Genomic DNA, 17619 nt, shown 5'->3' on the forward strand with positions numbered 1-17619 from the left:
CATTGGGTTCGGAATTGGATTTGGGGGTGGACAAGGGATGTTCCTCCCATCGATGTAAGACTTGCTGTAGGGTTCCGGCCGGCCAGCAGAAAGTCGGCCGTACCTCCGGATTCGGCACCCGAGCTGCCTTTGTCGAAGCCTATGTTTAAGGATATTGATACACTCTATGTACGATTTGTGTATTCCCCCGCCTGGTGTGGATAAGTAAAGATCCGGCTGCGGGGTAGTGAGCTTTTCCTGACGATTAGATGTGACGATGGTGCTGCATGAGGCTCAAAGAATGCTCCGTATGGCATGAACGGGACAGCCCTTGGATTGGCGGTGAATTCCAGCTTTTCAAAAATGCTCACGCGCTTCATCTTCCATCGGAATTGGGATAAGGTTGGCTTCATCCTTTCTGAACCTTCTGACGTCATGGAGCAACATATTCTCGACTGTCATTTTCCACAATTGTCGGTCTCCGCATGCCAGCTTGCTGGGTTGCCAGTGGACTGGTCTCTCGCGGCACAGCTTGGACAGGTATAAAAACCATCCAATTCTATTTTCTATCATAATTGGAAGGTTGACCTAGGTAGAATTATATCAAAATTTCCAATAATGTATAGTAAAACTTTAGTTAAATTGGGTCTTCCCAACATAAAGTGTTAATATTTTGCCTAAAAAGAGCGAATGGAGAAGAAACACTGGGAATGGCTTGCCATCAATCGGGGAATTCGACGCGTGTCGACACTGAGGCGGGGTGCCGGCCAATTTGGGAGATCTTCCCTGTATACATTCTCTGCTGGTGCTCCGAATCCTTGCGCTTGCGTCTATTTTCTAAAATAATCATGGATTGTAGAGTAGGCTGTATTAGATGAGTCATATCCAGTACCCACTTGGTAAACCAAATAATTCATCTTGTTCTCTTGTAACTTTCGCAAATGGTTTTTCACTTTGTTGAATAGCATAATAGAGATTATCTTCGAGACTATTTATATGGTGATTTGACAACTTATCGTTGTTTTTAGCATTATGAAGCCATTCGACATCCCTGAATAAATTGTAGTTTATCTGCCTTTCCGTAATAAGTGCCCACTCTATCTTTTGGTCTTTAAAGAACTCTTTTTCAATCTGTAATTTCTCTACAACTCGTTTTGTCAACTTGTTAGAAGGTTTGATAGAATGTGCAATAAATTTTATACTTTTTTCTTGTTTTACTGTAAGTAACATATCTGTAGTCATAATGATGGGAAGCTTATTCTTGGGGTCAGTTGGATGTTTAACTTTTATGCAATATAGAGGGTTTTATCTAGGGGTAATAAAGGAAATTGTTCGCGAATATCAATCACTTGCTCTGACCACTTCCATTTGGCAATGATGTGCCAATTCAAAGTGTTCAGACAGATAATGGTGAAGTCGACCACTTTTCCAACCAAGAATTCGAGTAACTATCCCTATTGAAGGTACATCATGTACCGTCAACCAAGGTTTATATTCCGAAAAGTGGCCTTGACCTCTTCCTTCTTTGATTTTCCGTTGAATAGATGCTATAGAGTTACTTGATCGAATTTTGCTCATTATTTACCTTCTTTTTAGAACTACTAAATCAGAGTAAAGTTCAGTTATCTTTTTCTACTCCTAAGATATATTTTAGTTTTACTTCAAAATACAAATGTAGAATATAACAACTCACAGCTTTATACAATAGCAAAGTAATATTTTTTAGCTATATTTTACTTCGTAGCCTATTCATAGGCTACTCGTAGGGTACAGTAGGGTATGAATAAGCTATAATATGGGCTATAAGTAAGTATAATTAGTAAGCAGATGGGTCGGGTAAAAGCTATTTGATTTTCTCAATAGAGATGAATTCATGAATACTTTGGAACAGCGATGTAAAAATTCGAGACTACTCCATGAATGGATACAAAAGGAAATTTCTAATAAAATCGGGGTAACTAAACAGGTTGTTTCTAATTGGGAGCGAAACGTAGCACGGCCTAAAATTAATCATTTAATATCTTTAGCAAAGGTTTTTGACGTTACAACTGATTATTTACTTTGTATTGCTAATCGAATGACGTTCCCTACTGTGTGGGCTCAATTGATACAGGCGTATCTCCAAAGATTAACCACTCTATATGGGAATTGAAGTTTTCTTTAATTGCTATAATTATATCAAGAGAGGGTCTGTATTTATCTTGCTCCAGCTCACTCAACGTTCTTTGAGAAATGCCAATTATATTTGCAAACTTTATTTAATTTAAGTTGTTGTTTTTCTAATAGTTCGAATTCGTTGGCCTATTGTAGACATAATTGCCCTCCTAAGCTAAAAAGATCCCGATATATCATCGGGATCTTTCTTGATGTTTGTAAAATGACTAGTTCCAGACTTTTTTTACTGGTTCCACAGTTTTTTTATTGGTTCCATACATCTTTTACTGGTTCCACACTCTTTTATCACCAGACAATTAATTTAGAATTTTACTAAAGCTTATTCTACGGTAACGCTTTTCGCCAGGTTACGTGGTTTATCAACATCATGACCCAGCGCAAGAGAAGCGTAGTAAGCCAACAGTTGGAGAGATACAACCGAAATTGCAGCAGACAGAATTGGAAGTGTCTTCGGAATGGCAAATACCTGATCCACGGACTTCAACAACTCAACTGCGTGCTCTTCGTACGTAATCGCAAGAACATCTGCACCACGAGCCTTGACTTCCTTAATGTTGCTCACGGTTTTCTCCAACACGGATTCCTGTGTTACCAAAGCGATAACTGGAATTCCCTCTTCGATCAATGCCAGTGTACCGTGCTTCAGCTCACCCGCAGCATATGCCTCGGAATGAATGTAGGAGATTTCCTTGAGCTTCAGGGAGCCTTCCTGTACTACAGCATAGTCCTGACCGCGACCAATAAAGAACAGGTGCTTGTGGCTTGCAATTTGCTCAGCATAGGATTTGATCGCATCTGCTTTACCCAGCATCTCTTCCACTTGCTCTGGCAGAGATTCCATAGCAGCCAGCACATGGGCTACTTGCTCATCCGTTTGTGTGCCACGCACTTGAGCGAGATACAAACCAAACAGATAGAACGCAATCAACTGCGAAGAATAGGCTTTAGTCGAGGCTACGGCAATTTCCGGTCCTGCCAGTGTAACCAACACATCATCTGCATCACGAGCGATGGAGCTACCGACTACGTTTGTAATCGCCAGTACATGAGCGCCGTTTGCTTGTGCTTCACGCAGTGCTGCCAACGTGTCAGCAGTTTCACCGGATTGGCTCACCACGATCACCAATGTCTCTGGTGTTACGATAGGTGAACGATAACGATATTCGGAAGCCACATCATTCTCTACCGGTATACGAGCCAGACTTTCAATAACCGTACGGCCAATCAAACCTGCATTGTAAGCTGTACCACACGCAACAATTTGAATGTTGCGGATATTTTTAATTTGTTCTTCTGTCAGCTTCAGTTCAGGAAGAACAACTTTTTTAGTATCTTTATCGATACGGCCCAACATTGTGTCACGATAAGCCTTAGGCTGCTCGTGAATTTCTTTCAGCATGAAATGCTCATAGCCGCCTTTTTCCGCTGTTACAGCATCCCATTCGACATGAATCATTTCCCGAGAAATAAATTGGCCTTCGATTGTCATTAATTCGACAGCATCACTGGTCAAAACAGCCATTTCGCCATCGTTCAAAATAAATACATTGCGTGTATATTTCAGAATAGCCGGAATGTCGGAACCGATAAAGTTCTCGCCTTCTCCCACACCAATAACCAGCGGGCTAGCTTGACGAACAGCAACCAGCTTATTAGGCTCATGCTCTGTCAGCACACCCAGTGCAAAAGCACCGCGCATAAAGGTAATTGCTTTTTGTACTGCTTTAACGATATCCCCTTTATATTCACGCGCAACCAGATGGGAAATAACTTCGGTGTCCGTTTCGGAAATAAAGGTATGACCTTCGCTGATCAGCTGCTCCTTCAGCTCCAGATAATTCTCAATAATTCCGTTGTGAACTACAGAGAACTTTTGACTCTCATCCAAATGTGGATGGGAGTTTTCATCAGAAGGCTTACCGTGCGTTGCCCAACGTGTATGCCCGATACCTGCATGGCCTACCAACGGCGTACCATCCAGTTTAGCTTCCAGATTCGCCAGACGACCTTTAGCCTTGGCTACTTGCAATCCTGAATCTGTAAACACGGCAATACCCGCAGAGTCATAACCGCGATACTCCAGCTTCTTCAATCCGTCAATCAATACCTCTTGCGTATTCTGATTACCAATATATCCTACAATGCCACACATATTCGTTATCCTCCCGATCATCATTTCACAAGACGACTCATCACAGGACTAACGTGTGCGGTAGATTGTGGAATAAAGTTCATTCATCTATGAAGTTGTCAATGATAACTATAGAATTTACAGGCATCTCTTCACGAATGTAACGAAATTCCCAAACCGCGCACGCCAATGATGATGGCCGCACATTCATGAAATGAATCTTATAATTTAGGTTATAAAATAATAAAGGCATCTACCGGTGCGTTGTGTAAACAGTTGCCTGTTCATTTTCCGCTGCCGGTTTACGGCTTGATGCTTCACCGGAAGGTCCCCGCCGAATGTTTCGAACACCTTCACCTCGTCAGCTTGTTTTGTCGTGAACAGATCTGCAAGCAACTTTATTTCAACTGAATCCGTTGCTTCTCCACCAAGTTCCCCCGCACAAAATCAAGCTCTGGCGCTTGTATTACGTTACCTTACAACCCTCGCTTTCTCTATCTGAGTCACAGCATCCCTATATTATATTCAGCTAAGTATCATTTGGCAATGACACTTTATTCATAATTACACCATGAAGGCAATAAATCGTTAGTAAATAACCGCAAACGCCGTTGCCTGCTTCTTTTTCACAGGCAACCGACGTTTACAAAATTTTAAACTAATTCTTTCTTCACGACATCTACGATCTGACCGACAAATTGCTCCAGCTCATCTTTATCCGGGCCTTCGGCCATCACACGAATGAGCGATTCTGTGCCTGAAGCACGAACCAGTACACGCCCATTATCGCCCAATTGTTGTTCCACCTGCTCAATTGCTTCTGCAATAGCAGGATTCCCCTCGTAATTGCGTTTGTCCTGCACACGCACATTTACGAGCACTTGCGGATACTGTTTCATGAGCGACTTTAGCTCACTCATTTTCTTGCCGGAAGCTTTCAAGGTATCTACCAGTTGAATCCCAGTCAGCATGCCATCGCCTGTCGTATTGTGATCCAGAAAAATAACATGACCAGACTGCTCACCGCCTAGGTTAAATCCACCCCGACGCATTTCTTCCATCACATAACGGTCCCCGACCGCAGTTTTTGCAGTCTTGAGTGCCAGCTTTTCAGTAGCTTTATAAAAACCGATATTACTCATCACTGTCGATACAATAGTACTGTCCTTGAGTTTTCCAGCGCGGTTCATTGCATCTCCGCAAATGCAGAGAATATAGTCGCCGTCTACCTCTTCCCCGTTCTCATCAATTGCGATCAGACGGTCGGCATCGCCGTCAAAGGCCAGACCAATATCCGCTTTCAAGCGACGCACTTCCTCTTTCAGCTTTTCAGGATGAGTCGAGCCGCAATGATCATTGATGTTCAAACCGTTCGGCTCGGCACCGATAGTGTGTACCTCAGCTCCCAGTTCTGCAAAAAGCTTCGGCGCCAGCTCATAAGCTGCTCCGTTTGCACAATCCAGTACAATTTTTAACCCTTCAAAAGAATGGCTAATTGTTGTTTTCAAGAACTCCAGATAATCGTAACGAGAATGCTCGTCTACAACAACCGTTCCCAATCCGCCGCCAATCGGACGAGGCAGTTGGTCTTCTTTTGCATCCATGAGCTCTTCAATTTTCAATTCCGTTTCGTCTGTCAATTTAAAACCGTCACCGCCAAAAAACTTAATGCCGTTGTCTTCAACTGGATTGTGTGATGCTGAGATCATTACACCAGCGTCAGCTTTCAATTGACGTGTGAGATATGCCACCCCAGGTGTCGAAACAACACCTAGACGAACCACATTAGCCCCAATGGACAGCAAACCAGCTACAAGAGCCGATTCCAGCATCAGTCCGGATATCCGTGTATCCATACCAATAACAACTGTCGGTTTCTCTACATTACCTGCTAAAACATATCCGCCGCAGCGGCCAATGCTATATGCCAGTTCGGCTGTAAGTTCCTGATTAGCAACGCCTCGTACACCATCTGTACCAAAATATTTCCCCATGTAAAATGACTCCCTTTTTTTGTCTAATAAATCTTGATTATTTACTACAGATAAAGCATGTTATGGCTGACTGTTCTCCGAGGTTCCATTCGCAGTAGAATCTGCGCCGTTATGAGGATTTGTTTTATCCTCCGCAGCTGCGTTGTCCCCGGTCTTAGCGTCAGAGTTTCCACTTTGATTGCCTTGCCCCTCCTGTGGCCTCTCCTGCCCCTTTTCGCCACTACCAGAGGGGTTTGATTCATTCTCACTATTCGGATTCGTTACAGCAGGCGTAGAAGGGCTCTCAATGTTGATCGTTGCCTTTAGTTGGCCAGCATTTCCGGCTTGCGTAATATATTTAGGCAAGCCTACTTTCAGAGTTACCTCGTGTTGACCAGCCGCGAGGCCACTTACATCTGCCACCAAACTAATATCATCATTGGTTAAATTGTTTACCAGATCCTGCGGGCCCTTCACAGTAACATCCATCGTCTTGCCTGCGGGCGCTGTAACAGTCGCAGTCGCTCCATCTCCTGCACCTTGTAAAACGATTGGGATGCCTGACAGCGTCCGTTCCGTATCTGTGACTTCATTGGAAGGAACAACAGTCACCTGAATTTGTATGGACCCTGGCTCGATTTTATCAGAACCTGAGGGGGCTGCCAAATTAGCTTGAACTGTACGAGTCCCCGCTTCCGTAAATTGGCTTAAATCCAATGTAGCCGTGACGTAAGAGCTAAGGCTGCTCAATACATCCTGCGATGCATATACCGCCGCTTCCTTCACGTTTGCATTCACTTTAGAAAGCACCAGTCCGTCTGGCAACTCTCCGGAATAGACAATCTTAACAGGCACAGACTTCGCCTGCTGAGTTACCGGAATTTCAACGGACACAGTAGACGGCTCAATAACCGCTCCCGTAAGTTCCTGTCCCTTTTTATTATAAGCCTTCAGTTTTACACGCTTCTGTTCAAACTTTTCTGAGATGCCATCCGTATTAACAGCCCCCTGAACGGCAGTGACGGTACTCAACTGGCTTTTGGGCAAGGTAACCTTCACGGTTTGAGGAGCAATTACAGGCTTACCAAGCTGCAGTCCCCCATCTGGATTTCCTTTAGGAACTATAGATACATTAAATGATTTCGTTTGTTTTTCCTCAATCGTCACTGTAACACGGTTAGGAGTCATAGATACCAACTCCACTCCATCCGGCAAGTCCGGTTCAAGTGACAATGTTTTAGTACCTGCTCCTAAGCCGTTTAAGTTGAGCTTTGCCTGATAATTATCCGCGAAAAAAGAAGTCAGCACAGAGCGCTGTCCTCTGACCTCCATCTTAACATGATCAGTATCCATGGTTGACAATACATATTTTGAATCATCCAGACCACTGGCCTGAATGGCTACATTATCAATCACTTTATTATTATAAGAAACGGTCAACGTAGATGAAGGTGTACCTGTATCTAGATGGACCATTCCCCACAGCAGGACAGCAACCGCAAGCGCCAATATCTTGGAAATCGTATTATTGTTAATCCATTTGTCCATCATGAATTTCCACGGCCTCCCCTCCGATTCCAGAATGAGCCGCGTTTTTCCTTCAAAGACGGTGTTGGCCGCAACTCCTCATACAGCTTGGAGATTAGGGATTCTTCCTTAATGTCGCGCACGACCTGTCCATTAATGGCCAAAGAAATTTGTCCTGTTTCCTCCGATACCACGACAGTTACGGCATCCGTTACCTCACTCACCCCAATCGCAGCCCGGTGACGGGTTCCCAGCTCCTTGCTAATGAACGGATTTTCCGATAATGGCAAATAACAGGCCGCAGAAGCAATCTGTTTATTTTGAATAATCACCGCACCATCATGCAGAGGTGTATTAGGAATGAAGATGTTAATTAGCAGTTCAGAACTGACTACGGCCTGTGTCTTGATACCAGACTCCGTATATTCGTTTAGCCCTGTCTCGCGCTCAAATACGACCAAAGCTCCTATTTTCCTACGTGATAAATAATTCAGCGCCTTAATCATTTCTCCGATTAACTTGTTAATCTCTTCATCATCCGCAGACGAACGCCCAAATAATTTGCCACGCCCCAATTGCTCCAGTGCACGACGCAACTCAGGCTGAAAAATAATAAAGATAGCCACCACACCAAAGGTAAACATCTGATTCATCAACCACTTGAGCGTATACAAATCAAACCAGGTGCTAACCGCCCAAATGACAACCAGAAACAGAATCCCTTTCAACAATTGAACTGCACGCGTTCCGCGAACAAGTAAAATAAGCTGATACATAATATAGGTTACGATCAAAATGTCGATAATATCTTTAATGGACTCTTTCCAAGTCAGGTCCGCAAAATAATCCAACATGCGCATGCCCCCGCAATTTTCTGTAGTGAGTGGGTGTAATATGTACACAGTGTGCTCTCTCTATCTAGGTTATAACGATCAGGCTCACGTTGCAAGCTGTGTGACAAAAGAACCGCCAAAATCAGTAAAATACAGTACAAATCGCCAGCTTCATATACAAAAAAACGCCTTTTCCAGCGGAAAGAGGCGCTCGATATCGTCCTTGCCATTTCAAGCTTCTTTTATGGAGAAGAAGGTCCCCCGAATAAATCAGTAACCTTGTACCAAATCCAATCCAAGGTTTGATCAATACTTTTAACCTGTCCTGCAATATGGGCGGTGGACGCTTGATAATAAGAACCATCAATTACAGTGACATTTCCTTCCACTTCACCGTATACACGGGCTTCACCATTTTGCACTGTTAAATCTCCGGCAATGGATTTCCCCTCAGGCACAATCACAGTATCGCCCTGAATAACAACTTGATCCAGATGACTTCCTTTGACTACCAATTGATGGTCCGTGCCAGAAAAGCTGGCCATGCTTGAGCATATAACAATAAGGAAGAAGGCGGCGGCTGTTACAGCGGGATGCCTTTTCACCCAGGTCAGCATAGGCACCGCAGTCTGTCTTTTATGCGGCGGCAAAGCATTCATAATGCGAAATGTCAGCTCATCCGATACACACGGCACTTGATGATAGCGTGTACCGTAAAGCATCGCATCCGTCCGCTCCAGCTCTTTAAAACGCATGCGGCATTCCGGGCAGTCTAACAAGTGCTGTTCCAACTCATGTTTGTCCTGCTCAGACAGGTCGCCATCTAGATAGTCATGCATAAAAGAGACGGCTTGTTTGCAATCCATATGAGCCAATCCTTTCTAATATTCTTCCGTGTTTCTCAACATAACATGCTCCGGCTTAGAAACTTTGCTCATCTTACATACGTTACAACGAGCATTATGTTTCATAAAAACATCTACGCAGACTCTTTTCCTAGAATCTATGCGCATGATCTATAGCTTGTGCTCCAGTTTTTTGCGCAGAAAATCCCGTCCCCTGTGTACTCTTGTCTTAATAGTGGTGACTGGGAGATTGAGCACATCGCTGATTTCCTGTAAGGAAAGCTCCTGCAAGTACCGTAAAACCATAATCGTTCTGTATTTATCCGGAAGGCTGTCGATGGCGTCATGAATCAAGGCCTGTGTTTCAGACAGAAGCGTGCTCCCCTCAGGGGTAAGCTCTTCACTGGCGAGCATGGCGTACCCATCGACACCTTCCTGATCATTCATTTCAGCATCAAGTGAGTATGTAGGTTTTCTCCTTCGCAGACGATCAATGCACAGATTTGTAGCAATTCGATAAATCCAAGTTGAGAATTTCTGTCCATGATCGTATTTTTCCAAATTACGATACACACGCAAAAAAGTTTCCTGCACCAGATCCTCCGCCTCATGGCGATTACCTAGCATCCGGTAGGAAAGATGAAAAATCCGATCTTTATATAACTCGACTAACTCCGCAAAAGCTCGCTGATCGCCTTTCTGTACCAGCCTTACCAAGCGGCTTTCCATATTATCCACTCTATACTCCCCCAGACTTGCTGATGGGTTACTTATTATATGTTTATGATTATTCATCGTAGTTTAATTTTATCCGGAAATCAACTGTAGTATTGTTACTAACTGCAAGCACGCCTGCCTTCAATATACAAACAGCACAATCGGGTACCCCATGAGTACCCGATTGCCTGTATTCGTACAACCGCACTATATCAGCCCGTATTTCTCAAGCCTGCGGCAATTCCGTTAATCGTCAACAATACCTCACGTAGCATCTCCGTATCATCACCGTTCTGATCCCGCAACTCCCGTAGCTCACTTAGCAATTGAACCTGCAAGTAACTTAACGGATCGACATAAGGATTACGCAAGCGGATAGATTCCTGAATAACCGGCACGTCGTCCAAAATCTCGGATTGTCCGGTTATTTTCAAAATCAACTCAGATGTCAGCTTAAACTCCGCTGAAATCTGCCCGAAAATACGCTGCCGGGCCTCTTCATTATCCGACATCCCAGCGTACTCTTCTGCAATCAGTAAATCCGCTTTAGCGATTGCCATTTGCAGTGTATCAATAAGTGACCGGAAGAAAGCAGAGTCCCTAAACATCGTTTGCAGCACTTTAAGGTTATCCTCATTGTTTTGATAGAAGCTTTGCAAACCTGTTCCAGCCGCATACCATGCAGGTAACAAGTAACGGCTTTGTGTCCATGCAAAAACCCATGGAATGGCGCGCAAGTCCTCAAAACGTTCGCTGTTCTTACGCTTGGACGGACGAGATCCAATGTTGAGCTCGCCCACCTCAGGCAACGGTGTAGATTCTTTGAAGAAGTTGAAGAAATCTGGATCTCGGAAAATCAAATCCTGATACTTATCCAGTGATACTTGGGAAATGCGGGCGATAATCTCCTCCCAGCTCTCCTCAAACACTTCCTTCTTCCCGGAACGATGATATGCTACAGCCGTAATCAGCGCCGATGTTGCCTGCTCCAAGCTCCGGTACGCGATACCTCTGAGCGAGTATCGGGATGATAGTACTTCACCTTGCTCCGTAATCTTGATTCCGCCTCCAATCGTATGAGGAGGTTGAGCCAAAATACTGCGATTAAGTGGCATTCCTCCACGACCCAGCGCACCTCCACGACCGTGGAAAAACTTCACTTTTACGCCAAACTCATTAACTACTTCCGTAATGCTGTTCATAGCGACCCGAAGTTCCCAGTTCGCTGTAACCACACCGCCATCTTTATTGCTGTCCGAGTATCCCAGCATAATCTCCTGAAGCTGGTCCATCGCAGCCACAGATTGTCGATATACAGGCAAGTTCATCAATCTTCTCATAATATCAGGTGCAGCGTGCAGATCATCTATCGTTTCGAACAAAGGGACAGATTGCAGCGTACAGATAACAGTGCCATCCTTCTCGATGCGGAACAGGCCTACCTCTTTGGATAAGACCATAACCTCCAGTAAGTCACTAGCTCCCTGAGTCATACTGATCAAGTAGCTTGTAATGGACTGCTTGCCGAATTCCTCCTGAGCCAAATAAATCGTACGATATACATCAAGACATTCCTGTGTGCTATCGCTATATTTTAAATAAGGTGAAGTAATCGGACGAGGTTCATTCAGCAGCTTTTCCAGCAGATTAATTTTTTCTTCTTCTGACAGCTTACTGTAATCCGACACAATATTCATTTTAGAAAGAATTTCAGTCATCGCATTTTCATGTTCCTGACTATGCTGACGGACATCCAGCGTAGCTGTATGGAATCCAAACAACTCTACCTGGCGAATCATCTTTTGAATATACGTGTTTGCCACATAATCGGCAAAATGATGACGCAGACTGTGGTCAATAACATTTAGGTCTGCAATGAGCTCTTCCGCAGAATTGTAACGCTCATTGGTACCCTGTTTGCTTTCATCCAGGATGTTGTTCACTTTAGCAATCATATATGCCAGTTTAATGCGGTAAGGCTCTTTTTCGTTATGCCATACTTCCATCTTTTTAAGTGTAATGTGAGTACGGTCTTCTTCAATAGAAGCCAGCAGAGCATCGGAAACTCGCACAATGCTGGTGCTGAAACTCAAGTAACCCATGAGTTCCTTTAACGTGTGCTGATATTCTCTCAAAGCCAACTTGCGCTGCATACGTAACGTTTCCCAAGTCACATGAGATGTCACAGACGGATTGCCGTCCCGGTCTCCACCGATCCAGGAACCAAATCTCAGATAAGTGGGTATGTGCCATTTTTGTTCGGGATAATATTTGTCTAAACATCGTTCCAATTCTTGATATACATCTGGCAGTACATGAAACAAGGTCTCGTGAAAATAATACATTCCATTTCTTACTTCATCTAATACAGTTGGCTTGCGATCACGCAGCTCATCTGTCTGCCACAGCGTAATTACTTCGTTTAGCAGATTCTCCCGTACCTGTTCCCGCTCACGCAAGGTAAGCATCGGATTATCCAGCAGCATGACGTCCTCGGAAATGCGCTTATGGATATCAAGTATTACTCGTCGTGTCGCTTCTGTAGGATGTGCGGTCATGACCAGCTCCAAAGAGAGCTCATTCAGCAAGTTACTAACGTCCTCAGCGGAGAAGCCCCCTTGTTTAAGCTCCTGAACGGAACTTTCAATGGAACCAGGTTGAACATCTTCACCAGCCGAATGCTCATAATCCCGCTTACGACGAATACGATGGTTTTGCTCAGCGATATTCACCAACTGAAAATAAATCGCAAACGCGCGAATAACCTGGTGACGAATATCCGTATCCAGTCCGCTGACCATTTGTTTGAAATTCTCATACAACTCCGGCTGATACCCGGCACGTAACGATTTACTTGTCTCACGTATTTTCTCCACGATATCCAAAAGTTCGTTGCCACCCTGATGAACCAATACCTCACCAAGAATATTCCCTAGAAAACGAACGTCCCGCCGCAGCAGATTGTTGGATTGGTTTTTGTTAGCGGTTAACGTAAGCTCAGTCATGCTTTTCCCCCCATCTGATCTGTTCCACACCATATACAGTTGTAGAAAAGGTACGTATACACACGAAATTTGACACTTTCTTAACATCATACAATAAAACCGCATGAAAAGCTGCAAAATTTACAGTAAAAAATCATCTTTTTGAATTACTTCTTTCGAGAAAATATTGGATTCTTATGAATAAATGTGAAGTTAATAAATAGAAATTAATGTATACACTAGTGATACGTGAAACATTATGCACAGTCTCTTATAAAGAGTGTGTTTTTAAAGGTACAAATTCATGCAACGTAGTGTGTATATGTTTATTATTTGTTGACAAAGTCAACTCCATTAGCCTTCTATCCACAAAGATATACACAAATTAGCCATTTTCTCAGTGTTTCTAAGGTATTTCCTCATTAACACTCCGATTTTTACCCACATAAATAAAGGGAAATGTGCACAACCCAAGAGCAACTGTTGAGTTATCACCATAAATTCGCACCATAATAGCTATAGGATTCCTATATTTAAAGGATTTGATCACGAAATTAGCCTTACTGCAGGAGAAAGGGGTACGTTAGAGGAGGAAATTCGAGATCTAGGTGTCAAAAGTAACAAGAGCCTATGTACAATATACACAAGTCATCCCCAACTGTGCATGACAGGAGACATATTTGCATTGGCCTATATACATAGAAGTAAATGTAATGTGGACAAAATAAAAAGAAGCCTTTCGGCTTCTAGGTAATCGGTAAGCGGGTGATGGGAATCGAACCCACGCTATCAGCTTGGAAGGCTGAAGTTCTACCATTGAACTACACCCGCAAATTAGTATCGGGATGACACGATTTGAACATGCGACCCCCTGGTCCCAAACCAGGTGCTCTACCAAGCTGAGCTACATCCCGATATTATACTTTTTTAAATATGGCGCGCCCTGAGAGATTCGAACTCCCGGCCTTTTGATTCGTAGTCAAACGCTCTATCCAGCTGAGCTAAGGGCGCAAATATGGAGCGGACGACGGGAATCGAACCCGCGACCCTCGCCTTGGCAAGGCGATGCTCTACCGCTGAGCCACGTCCGCAAAAACAATATGCGCGTGGAGGGACTTGAACCCCCACGTCAAAGACGCTAGATCCTAAGTCTAGTGCGTCTGCCAATTCCGCCACACGCGCATGTAATACAATGGTGAGCCATGAAGGACTCGAACCTTCGACACCCTGATTAAAAGTCAGGTGCTCTACCAACTGAGCTAATGGCTCTTAATGGCTGGGGATATAGGATTTGAACCTATGCATGACGGAGTCAAAGTCCGTTGCCTTACCGCTTGGCTAATCCCCAATATGCATATGATTCACAATTCCCCAAGAATTCATCCAGGTAAGAGGATGAAAATGGTGGAGGCTGAGGGGATCGAACCCCCGACCCTCTGCTTGTAAGGCAGATGCTCTCCCAGCTGAGCTAAGCCTCCATACTACCCTATGACCCGTAGGGGATTCGAACCCCTGTTACCTCCGTGAAAGGGAGGTGTCTTAACCCCTTGACCAACGGGCCATCCTATAACAAGCTCTCAACCGGGTTCGAACCGGTGACCTCATCCTTACCATGGATGCACTCTACCTGCTGAGCTATGAGAGCAAATGGCTCCCCGAACAGGACTCGAACCTGTGACAACTCGATTAACAGTCGAGTGCTCTACCAACTGAGCTATCAGGGAATATTAAGCATAAAGCTCTGCTTGGCGACGTCCTACTCTCCCAGGACCCTGCGGTCCAAGTACCATCGGCGCTGGAGGGCTTAACGGTCGTGTTCGGGATGGGTACGTGTGGAACCCCTCCGCTATCGCCACCAAACATGAATTTGCTATGCAAATTCTTCCGTAAGGTTATTCGCTTCATTACTTATCGTGTGAATGAATAGCCATGCGCTTGTCGTATGTCACTTGTACATACTTCCAAGGTGTTACACCCTGAAAACTGGATCCGAAACTCATTTGCGTTTTATCTTTAGGATAAGCCCTCGACCGATTAGTATTGGTCAGCTCCATGCATTACTGCACTTCCACCCCCAACCTATCTACCTCGTCGTCTTCAAGGGGTCTTACATACTGGGAAATCTCATCTTGAGGGGGGCTTCACGCTTAGATGCTTTCAGCGCTTATCCCTTCCGTACATAGCTACCCAGCGGTGCTCCTGGCGGAACAACTGGTACACCAGCGGTACGTCCATCCCGGTCCTCTCGTACTAAGGACAGCTCCTCTCAAATTTCCTACGCCCACGACAGATAGGGACCGAACTGTCTCACGACGTTCTGAACCCAGCTCGCGTACCGCTTTAATGGGCGAACAGCCCAACCCTTGGGACCTACTTCAGCCCCAGGATGCGATGAGCCGACATCGAGGTGCCAAACCTCCCCGTCGATGTGGACTCTTGGGGGAGATAAGCCTGTTATCCCCAGGGTAGCTTTTATCCGTTGAGCGATGGCCCTTCCATGCGGTACCACCGGATCACTAAGCCCGACTTTCGTCCCTGCTCGACTTGTAGGTCTCGCAGTCAAGCTCCCTTCTGCCTTTGCACTCTTCGAATGATTTCCAACCATTCTGAGGGAACCTTGGGGCGCCTCCGTTACTCTTTAGGAGGCGACCGCCCCAGTCAAACTGCCCACCTGACACTGTCCTCGCACCGGTTTACGGTACCAAGTTAGAACCTAGATACGATCAGGGTGGTATCCCAAGGATGCCTCCCTTCAAGCTGGCGCTCAAAGTTCGACGGCTCCCACCTATCCTGTACAGATCGTACCCAAATTCAATATCAAGCTGCAGTAAAGCTCCATGGGGTCTTTCCGTCTTGTCGCGGGTAACCTGCATCTTCACAGGTATTAAAATTTCACCGGATCTCTCGTTGAGACAGCGCCCAAGTCGTTACGCCATTCGTGCGGGTCAGAATTTACCTGACAAGGAATTTCGCTACCTTAGGACCGTTATAGTTACGGCCGCCGTTTACTGGGGCTTCGGTTCATAGCTTCGCCCGAAGGCTTACCACTCCCCTTAACCTTCCAGCACCGGGCAGGCGTCAGCCCGTATACTTCGCCTTGCGGCTTCGCACAGACCTGTGTTTTTGCTAAACAGTCGCTTGGGCCTTTTCACTGCGGCCCCCTCGGGCTATTCACCCTACCGAGGCACCCCTTCTCCCGAAGTTACGGGGTCATTTTGCCGAGTTCCTTAACGAGAGTTCTTCCGCGCGCCTTAGAATTCTCTTCTCGCCTACCTGTGTCGGTTTGCGGTACGGGCACCTTCTCCTGGCTAGAGGCTTTTCTTGGCAGTCTGAGATCATGACCTTCGCTACTACAATTTTCGCTCCCCATCACAGCCCAGCCTTAACGATGTGCGGATTTACCTACACACCAGCCTCACTGCTTAGACGGACATCCATCCGTCCGCGTCACTACCCTACTGCGTCACCCCATCGCTCATAGCGGATTACGGTGGTACAGGAATTTCGACCTGTTGTCCTTCGACTACGCCTATCGGCCTCGCCTTAGGTCCCGACTTACCCTGAGCGGACGAACCTTCCTCAGGAACCCTTAGGCTTTCGGCGGATCTGATTCTCACAGATCTTTTCGTTACTCATACCGGCATTCTCACTTGAATGCAGTCCAGCGCTCCTTACGGTACACCTTCAACCCGCATTCAACGCTCCCCTACCCCTGATGCAAGCATCAAGCCATAGCTTCGGTGGTGTGTTTAGCCCCGTTACATTTTCGGCGCAGAGTCACTCGACCAGTGAGCTATTACGCACTCTTTCAATGGTGGCTGCTTCTAAGCCAACATCCTGGTTGTCTGTGCAACTCCACATCCTTTCCCACTTAACACACACTTGGGGACCTTAGCTGATGGTCTGGGCTGTTTCCCTTTCGACAATGGATCTTAGCACTCACTGTCTGACTCCCGGAACTAAATCTATGGCATTCGGAGTTTGACTGAGCTTGGTAACCCTTGCGGGCCCCGCACCCAATCAGTGCTCTACCTCCACGATTCTTTTTTCCGAGGCTAGCCCTAAAGCTATTTCGGGGAGAACCAGCTATCTCCGGGTTCGATTGGAATTTCTCCGCTACCCCCACCTCATCCCCGCATTTTTCAACATGCGTGGGTTCGGGCCTCCAGTGCGTGTTACCGCACCTTCACCCTGGACAGGGGTAGATCACCCGGTTTCGGGTCTACGTCCACGTACTCAAATCGCCCTATTCAGACTCGCTTTCGCTGCGGCTTCAGCTCTTCACCTTAACCTTGCACGGGAACGTAACTCGCCGGTTCATTCTACAAAAGGCACGCCATCACCCCTAGATCGGGCTCTGACTTCTTGTAAGCACACGGTTTCAGGATCTATTTCACTCCCCTTCCGGGGTGCTTTTCACCTTTCCCTCACGGTACTGCTTCACTATCGGTCGCC

10 protein-coding genes, 11 tRNA genes and 2 rRNA genes (1 of these 23 running past the window's edge) are annotated in these 17619 nt (G+C 45.6%); 2 read left to right on the top strand and 21 right to left on the bottom strand.

Annotated features, from left to right (window positions below; genetic code table 11):
• Positions 1 to 294: 294 nt before the first annotated feature.
• Positions 295 to 525 (top strand): hypothetical protein, encoded by a 231-nt coding sequence (locus MKY16_RS21545; protein WP_340956976.1) that lies wholly within the window; start codon positions 295 to 297, stop codon positions 523 to 525.
• Positions 526 to 858: 333 nt separating this feature from the next.
• Here MKY16_RS21545 and MKY16_RS21550 read toward each other — a convergent pair whose 3' ends face one another.
• On the bottom strand, positions 859 to 1221 hold the full coding sequence (locus tag MKY16_RS21550) for a TnsA endonuclease N-terminal domain-containing protein (protein WP_340956977.1): 363 nt from the start codon (positions 1219 to 1221) through the stop codon (positions 859 to 861).
• 631 nt (positions 1222 to 1852) lie between these two features.
• Between MKY16_RS21550 and MKY16_RS21555 the strand changes: the two genes are divergently transcribed.
• Positions 1853 to 2131 (top strand): helix-turn-helix domain-containing protein, encoded by a 279-nt coding sequence (locus tag MKY16_RS21555; RefSeq protein WP_340956978.1) that lies wholly within the window; start codon positions 1853 to 1855, stop codon positions 2129 to 2131.
• Between the two features lie 342 nt (positions 2132 to 2473).
• Here MKY16_RS21555 and glmS read toward each other — a convergent pair whose 3' ends face one another.
• From glmS to MKY16_RS21655, 20 genes are all read right to left on the bottom strand, one after another.
• Positions 2474 to 4306 carry a glutamine--fructose-6-phosphate transaminase (isomerizing) gene (glmS, locus tag MKY16_RS21560; protein WP_029516807.1) on the bottom strand — a complete coding sequence of 611 codons (1833 nt, stop codon included), beginning with the start codon at positions 4304 to 4306 and terminating at the stop codon, positions 2474 to 2476.
• Positions 4307 to 4938: 632 nt separating this feature from the next.
• On the bottom strand, positions 4939 to 6279 hold the full coding sequence (gene glmM, locus MKY16_RS21565; protein ID WP_340956979.1) for a phosphoglucosamine mutase: 1341 nt from the start codon (positions 6277 to 6279) through the stop codon (positions 4939 to 4941).
• A 60-nt stretch (positions 6280 to 6339) separates the two neighbouring features.
• Positions 6340 to 7809 (bottom strand): CdaR family protein, encoded by a 1470-nt coding sequence (locus MKY16_RS21570; RefSeq protein WP_340956980.1) that lies wholly within the window; start codon positions 7807 to 7809, stop codon positions 6340 to 6342.
• Positions 7806 to 8639 carry a diadenylate cyclase CdaA gene (gene cdaA / locus MKY16_RS21575; protein ID WP_013312127.1) on the bottom strand — a complete coding sequence of 278 codons (834 nt, stop codon included), beginning with the start codon at positions 8637 to 8639 and terminating at the stop codon, positions 7806 to 7808. Before cdaA ends, MKY16_RS21570 begins: the two co-directional genes overlap by 4 nt.
• 221 nt (positions 8640 to 8860) lie before the next feature.
• The gene (locus MKY16_RS21580; RefSeq protein ID WP_069011562.1) at positions 8861 to 9484 is read right to left on the bottom strand and encodes an anti-sigma factor; all 624 of its coding nucleotides are present in this window, start codon (positions 9482 to 9484) and stop codon (positions 8861 to 8863) included.
• 150 nt (positions 9485 to 9634) lie between these two features.
• A complete protein-coding gene (sigW, locus tag MKY16_RS21585; protein WP_016818747.1) occupies positions 9635 to 10201 on the bottom strand; it encodes an RNA polymerase sigma factor SigW in 567 nt (188 codons plus the stop codon).
• Between the two features lie 191 nt (positions 10202 to 10392).
• Positions 10393 to 13185 (bottom strand): phosphoenolpyruvate carboxylase, encoded by a 2793-nt coding sequence (gene ppc, locus MKY16_RS21590; RefSeq protein ID WP_029516811.1) that lies wholly within the window; start codon positions 13183 to 13185, stop codon positions 10393 to 10395.
• A gap of 739 nt (positions 13186 to 13924) precedes the next feature.
• A tRNA-Gly gene (locus tag MKY16_RS21595) sits at positions 13925 to 13995 on the bottom strand.
• Positions 13996 to 14004: 9 nt separating this feature from the next.
• Positions 14005 to 14078, bottom strand: a tRNA-Pro gene (locus MKY16_RS21600).
• A gap of 20 nt (positions 14079 to 14098) precedes the next feature.
• Positions 14099 to 14175, bottom strand: a tRNA-Arg gene (locus MKY16_RS21605).
• A 5-nt stretch (positions 14176 to 14180) separates the two neighbouring features.
• A tRNA-Gly gene (locus tag MKY16_RS21610) sits at positions 14181 to 14255 on the bottom strand.
• A gap of 10 nt (positions 14256 to 14265) precedes the next feature.
• A tRNA-Leu gene (locus MKY16_RS21615) sits at positions 14266 to 14346 on the bottom strand.
• A gap of 11 nt (positions 14347 to 14357) precedes the next feature.
• Positions 14358 to 14433 (bottom strand) — tRNA-Lys (locus tag MKY16_RS21620).
• A 4-nt stretch (positions 14434 to 14437) separates the two neighbouring features.
• Positions 14438 to 14512, bottom strand: a tRNA-Gln gene (locus MKY16_RS21625).
• Positions 14513 to 14566: 54 nt separating this feature from the next.
• Positions 14567 to 14642: transfer RNA gene (locus MKY16_RS21630), tRNA-Val, on the bottom strand.
• An 11-nt stretch (positions 14643 to 14653) separates the two neighbouring features.
• Positions 14654 to 14725: transfer RNA gene (locus tag MKY16_RS21635), tRNA-Glu, on the bottom strand.
• Between the two features lie 11 nt (positions 14726 to 14736).
• Positions 14737 to 14809, bottom strand: a tRNA-Thr gene (locus tag MKY16_RS21640).
• A gap of 3 nt (positions 14810 to 14812) precedes the next feature.
• Positions 14813 to 14888, bottom strand: a tRNA-Asn gene (locus tag MKY16_RS21645).
• 19 nt (positions 14889 to 14907) lie between these two features.
• Positions 14908 to 15024: ribosomal RNA gene (gene rrf, locus MKY16_RS21650) — 5S ribosomal RNA — on the bottom strand.
• Positions 15025 to 15178: 154 nt separating this feature from the next.
• A 23S ribosomal RNA gene (locus MKY16_RS21655) occupies positions 15179 to 17619 on the bottom strand (it continues 486 nt past the right edge of the window).

The organism is Paenibacillus sp. FSL L8-0641, from assembly GCF_038006265.1.
GTDB classification, from domain to species: Bacteria; Bacillota; Bacilli; order Paenibacillales; family Paenibacillaceae; genus Paenibacillus; species Paenibacillus polymyxa_D.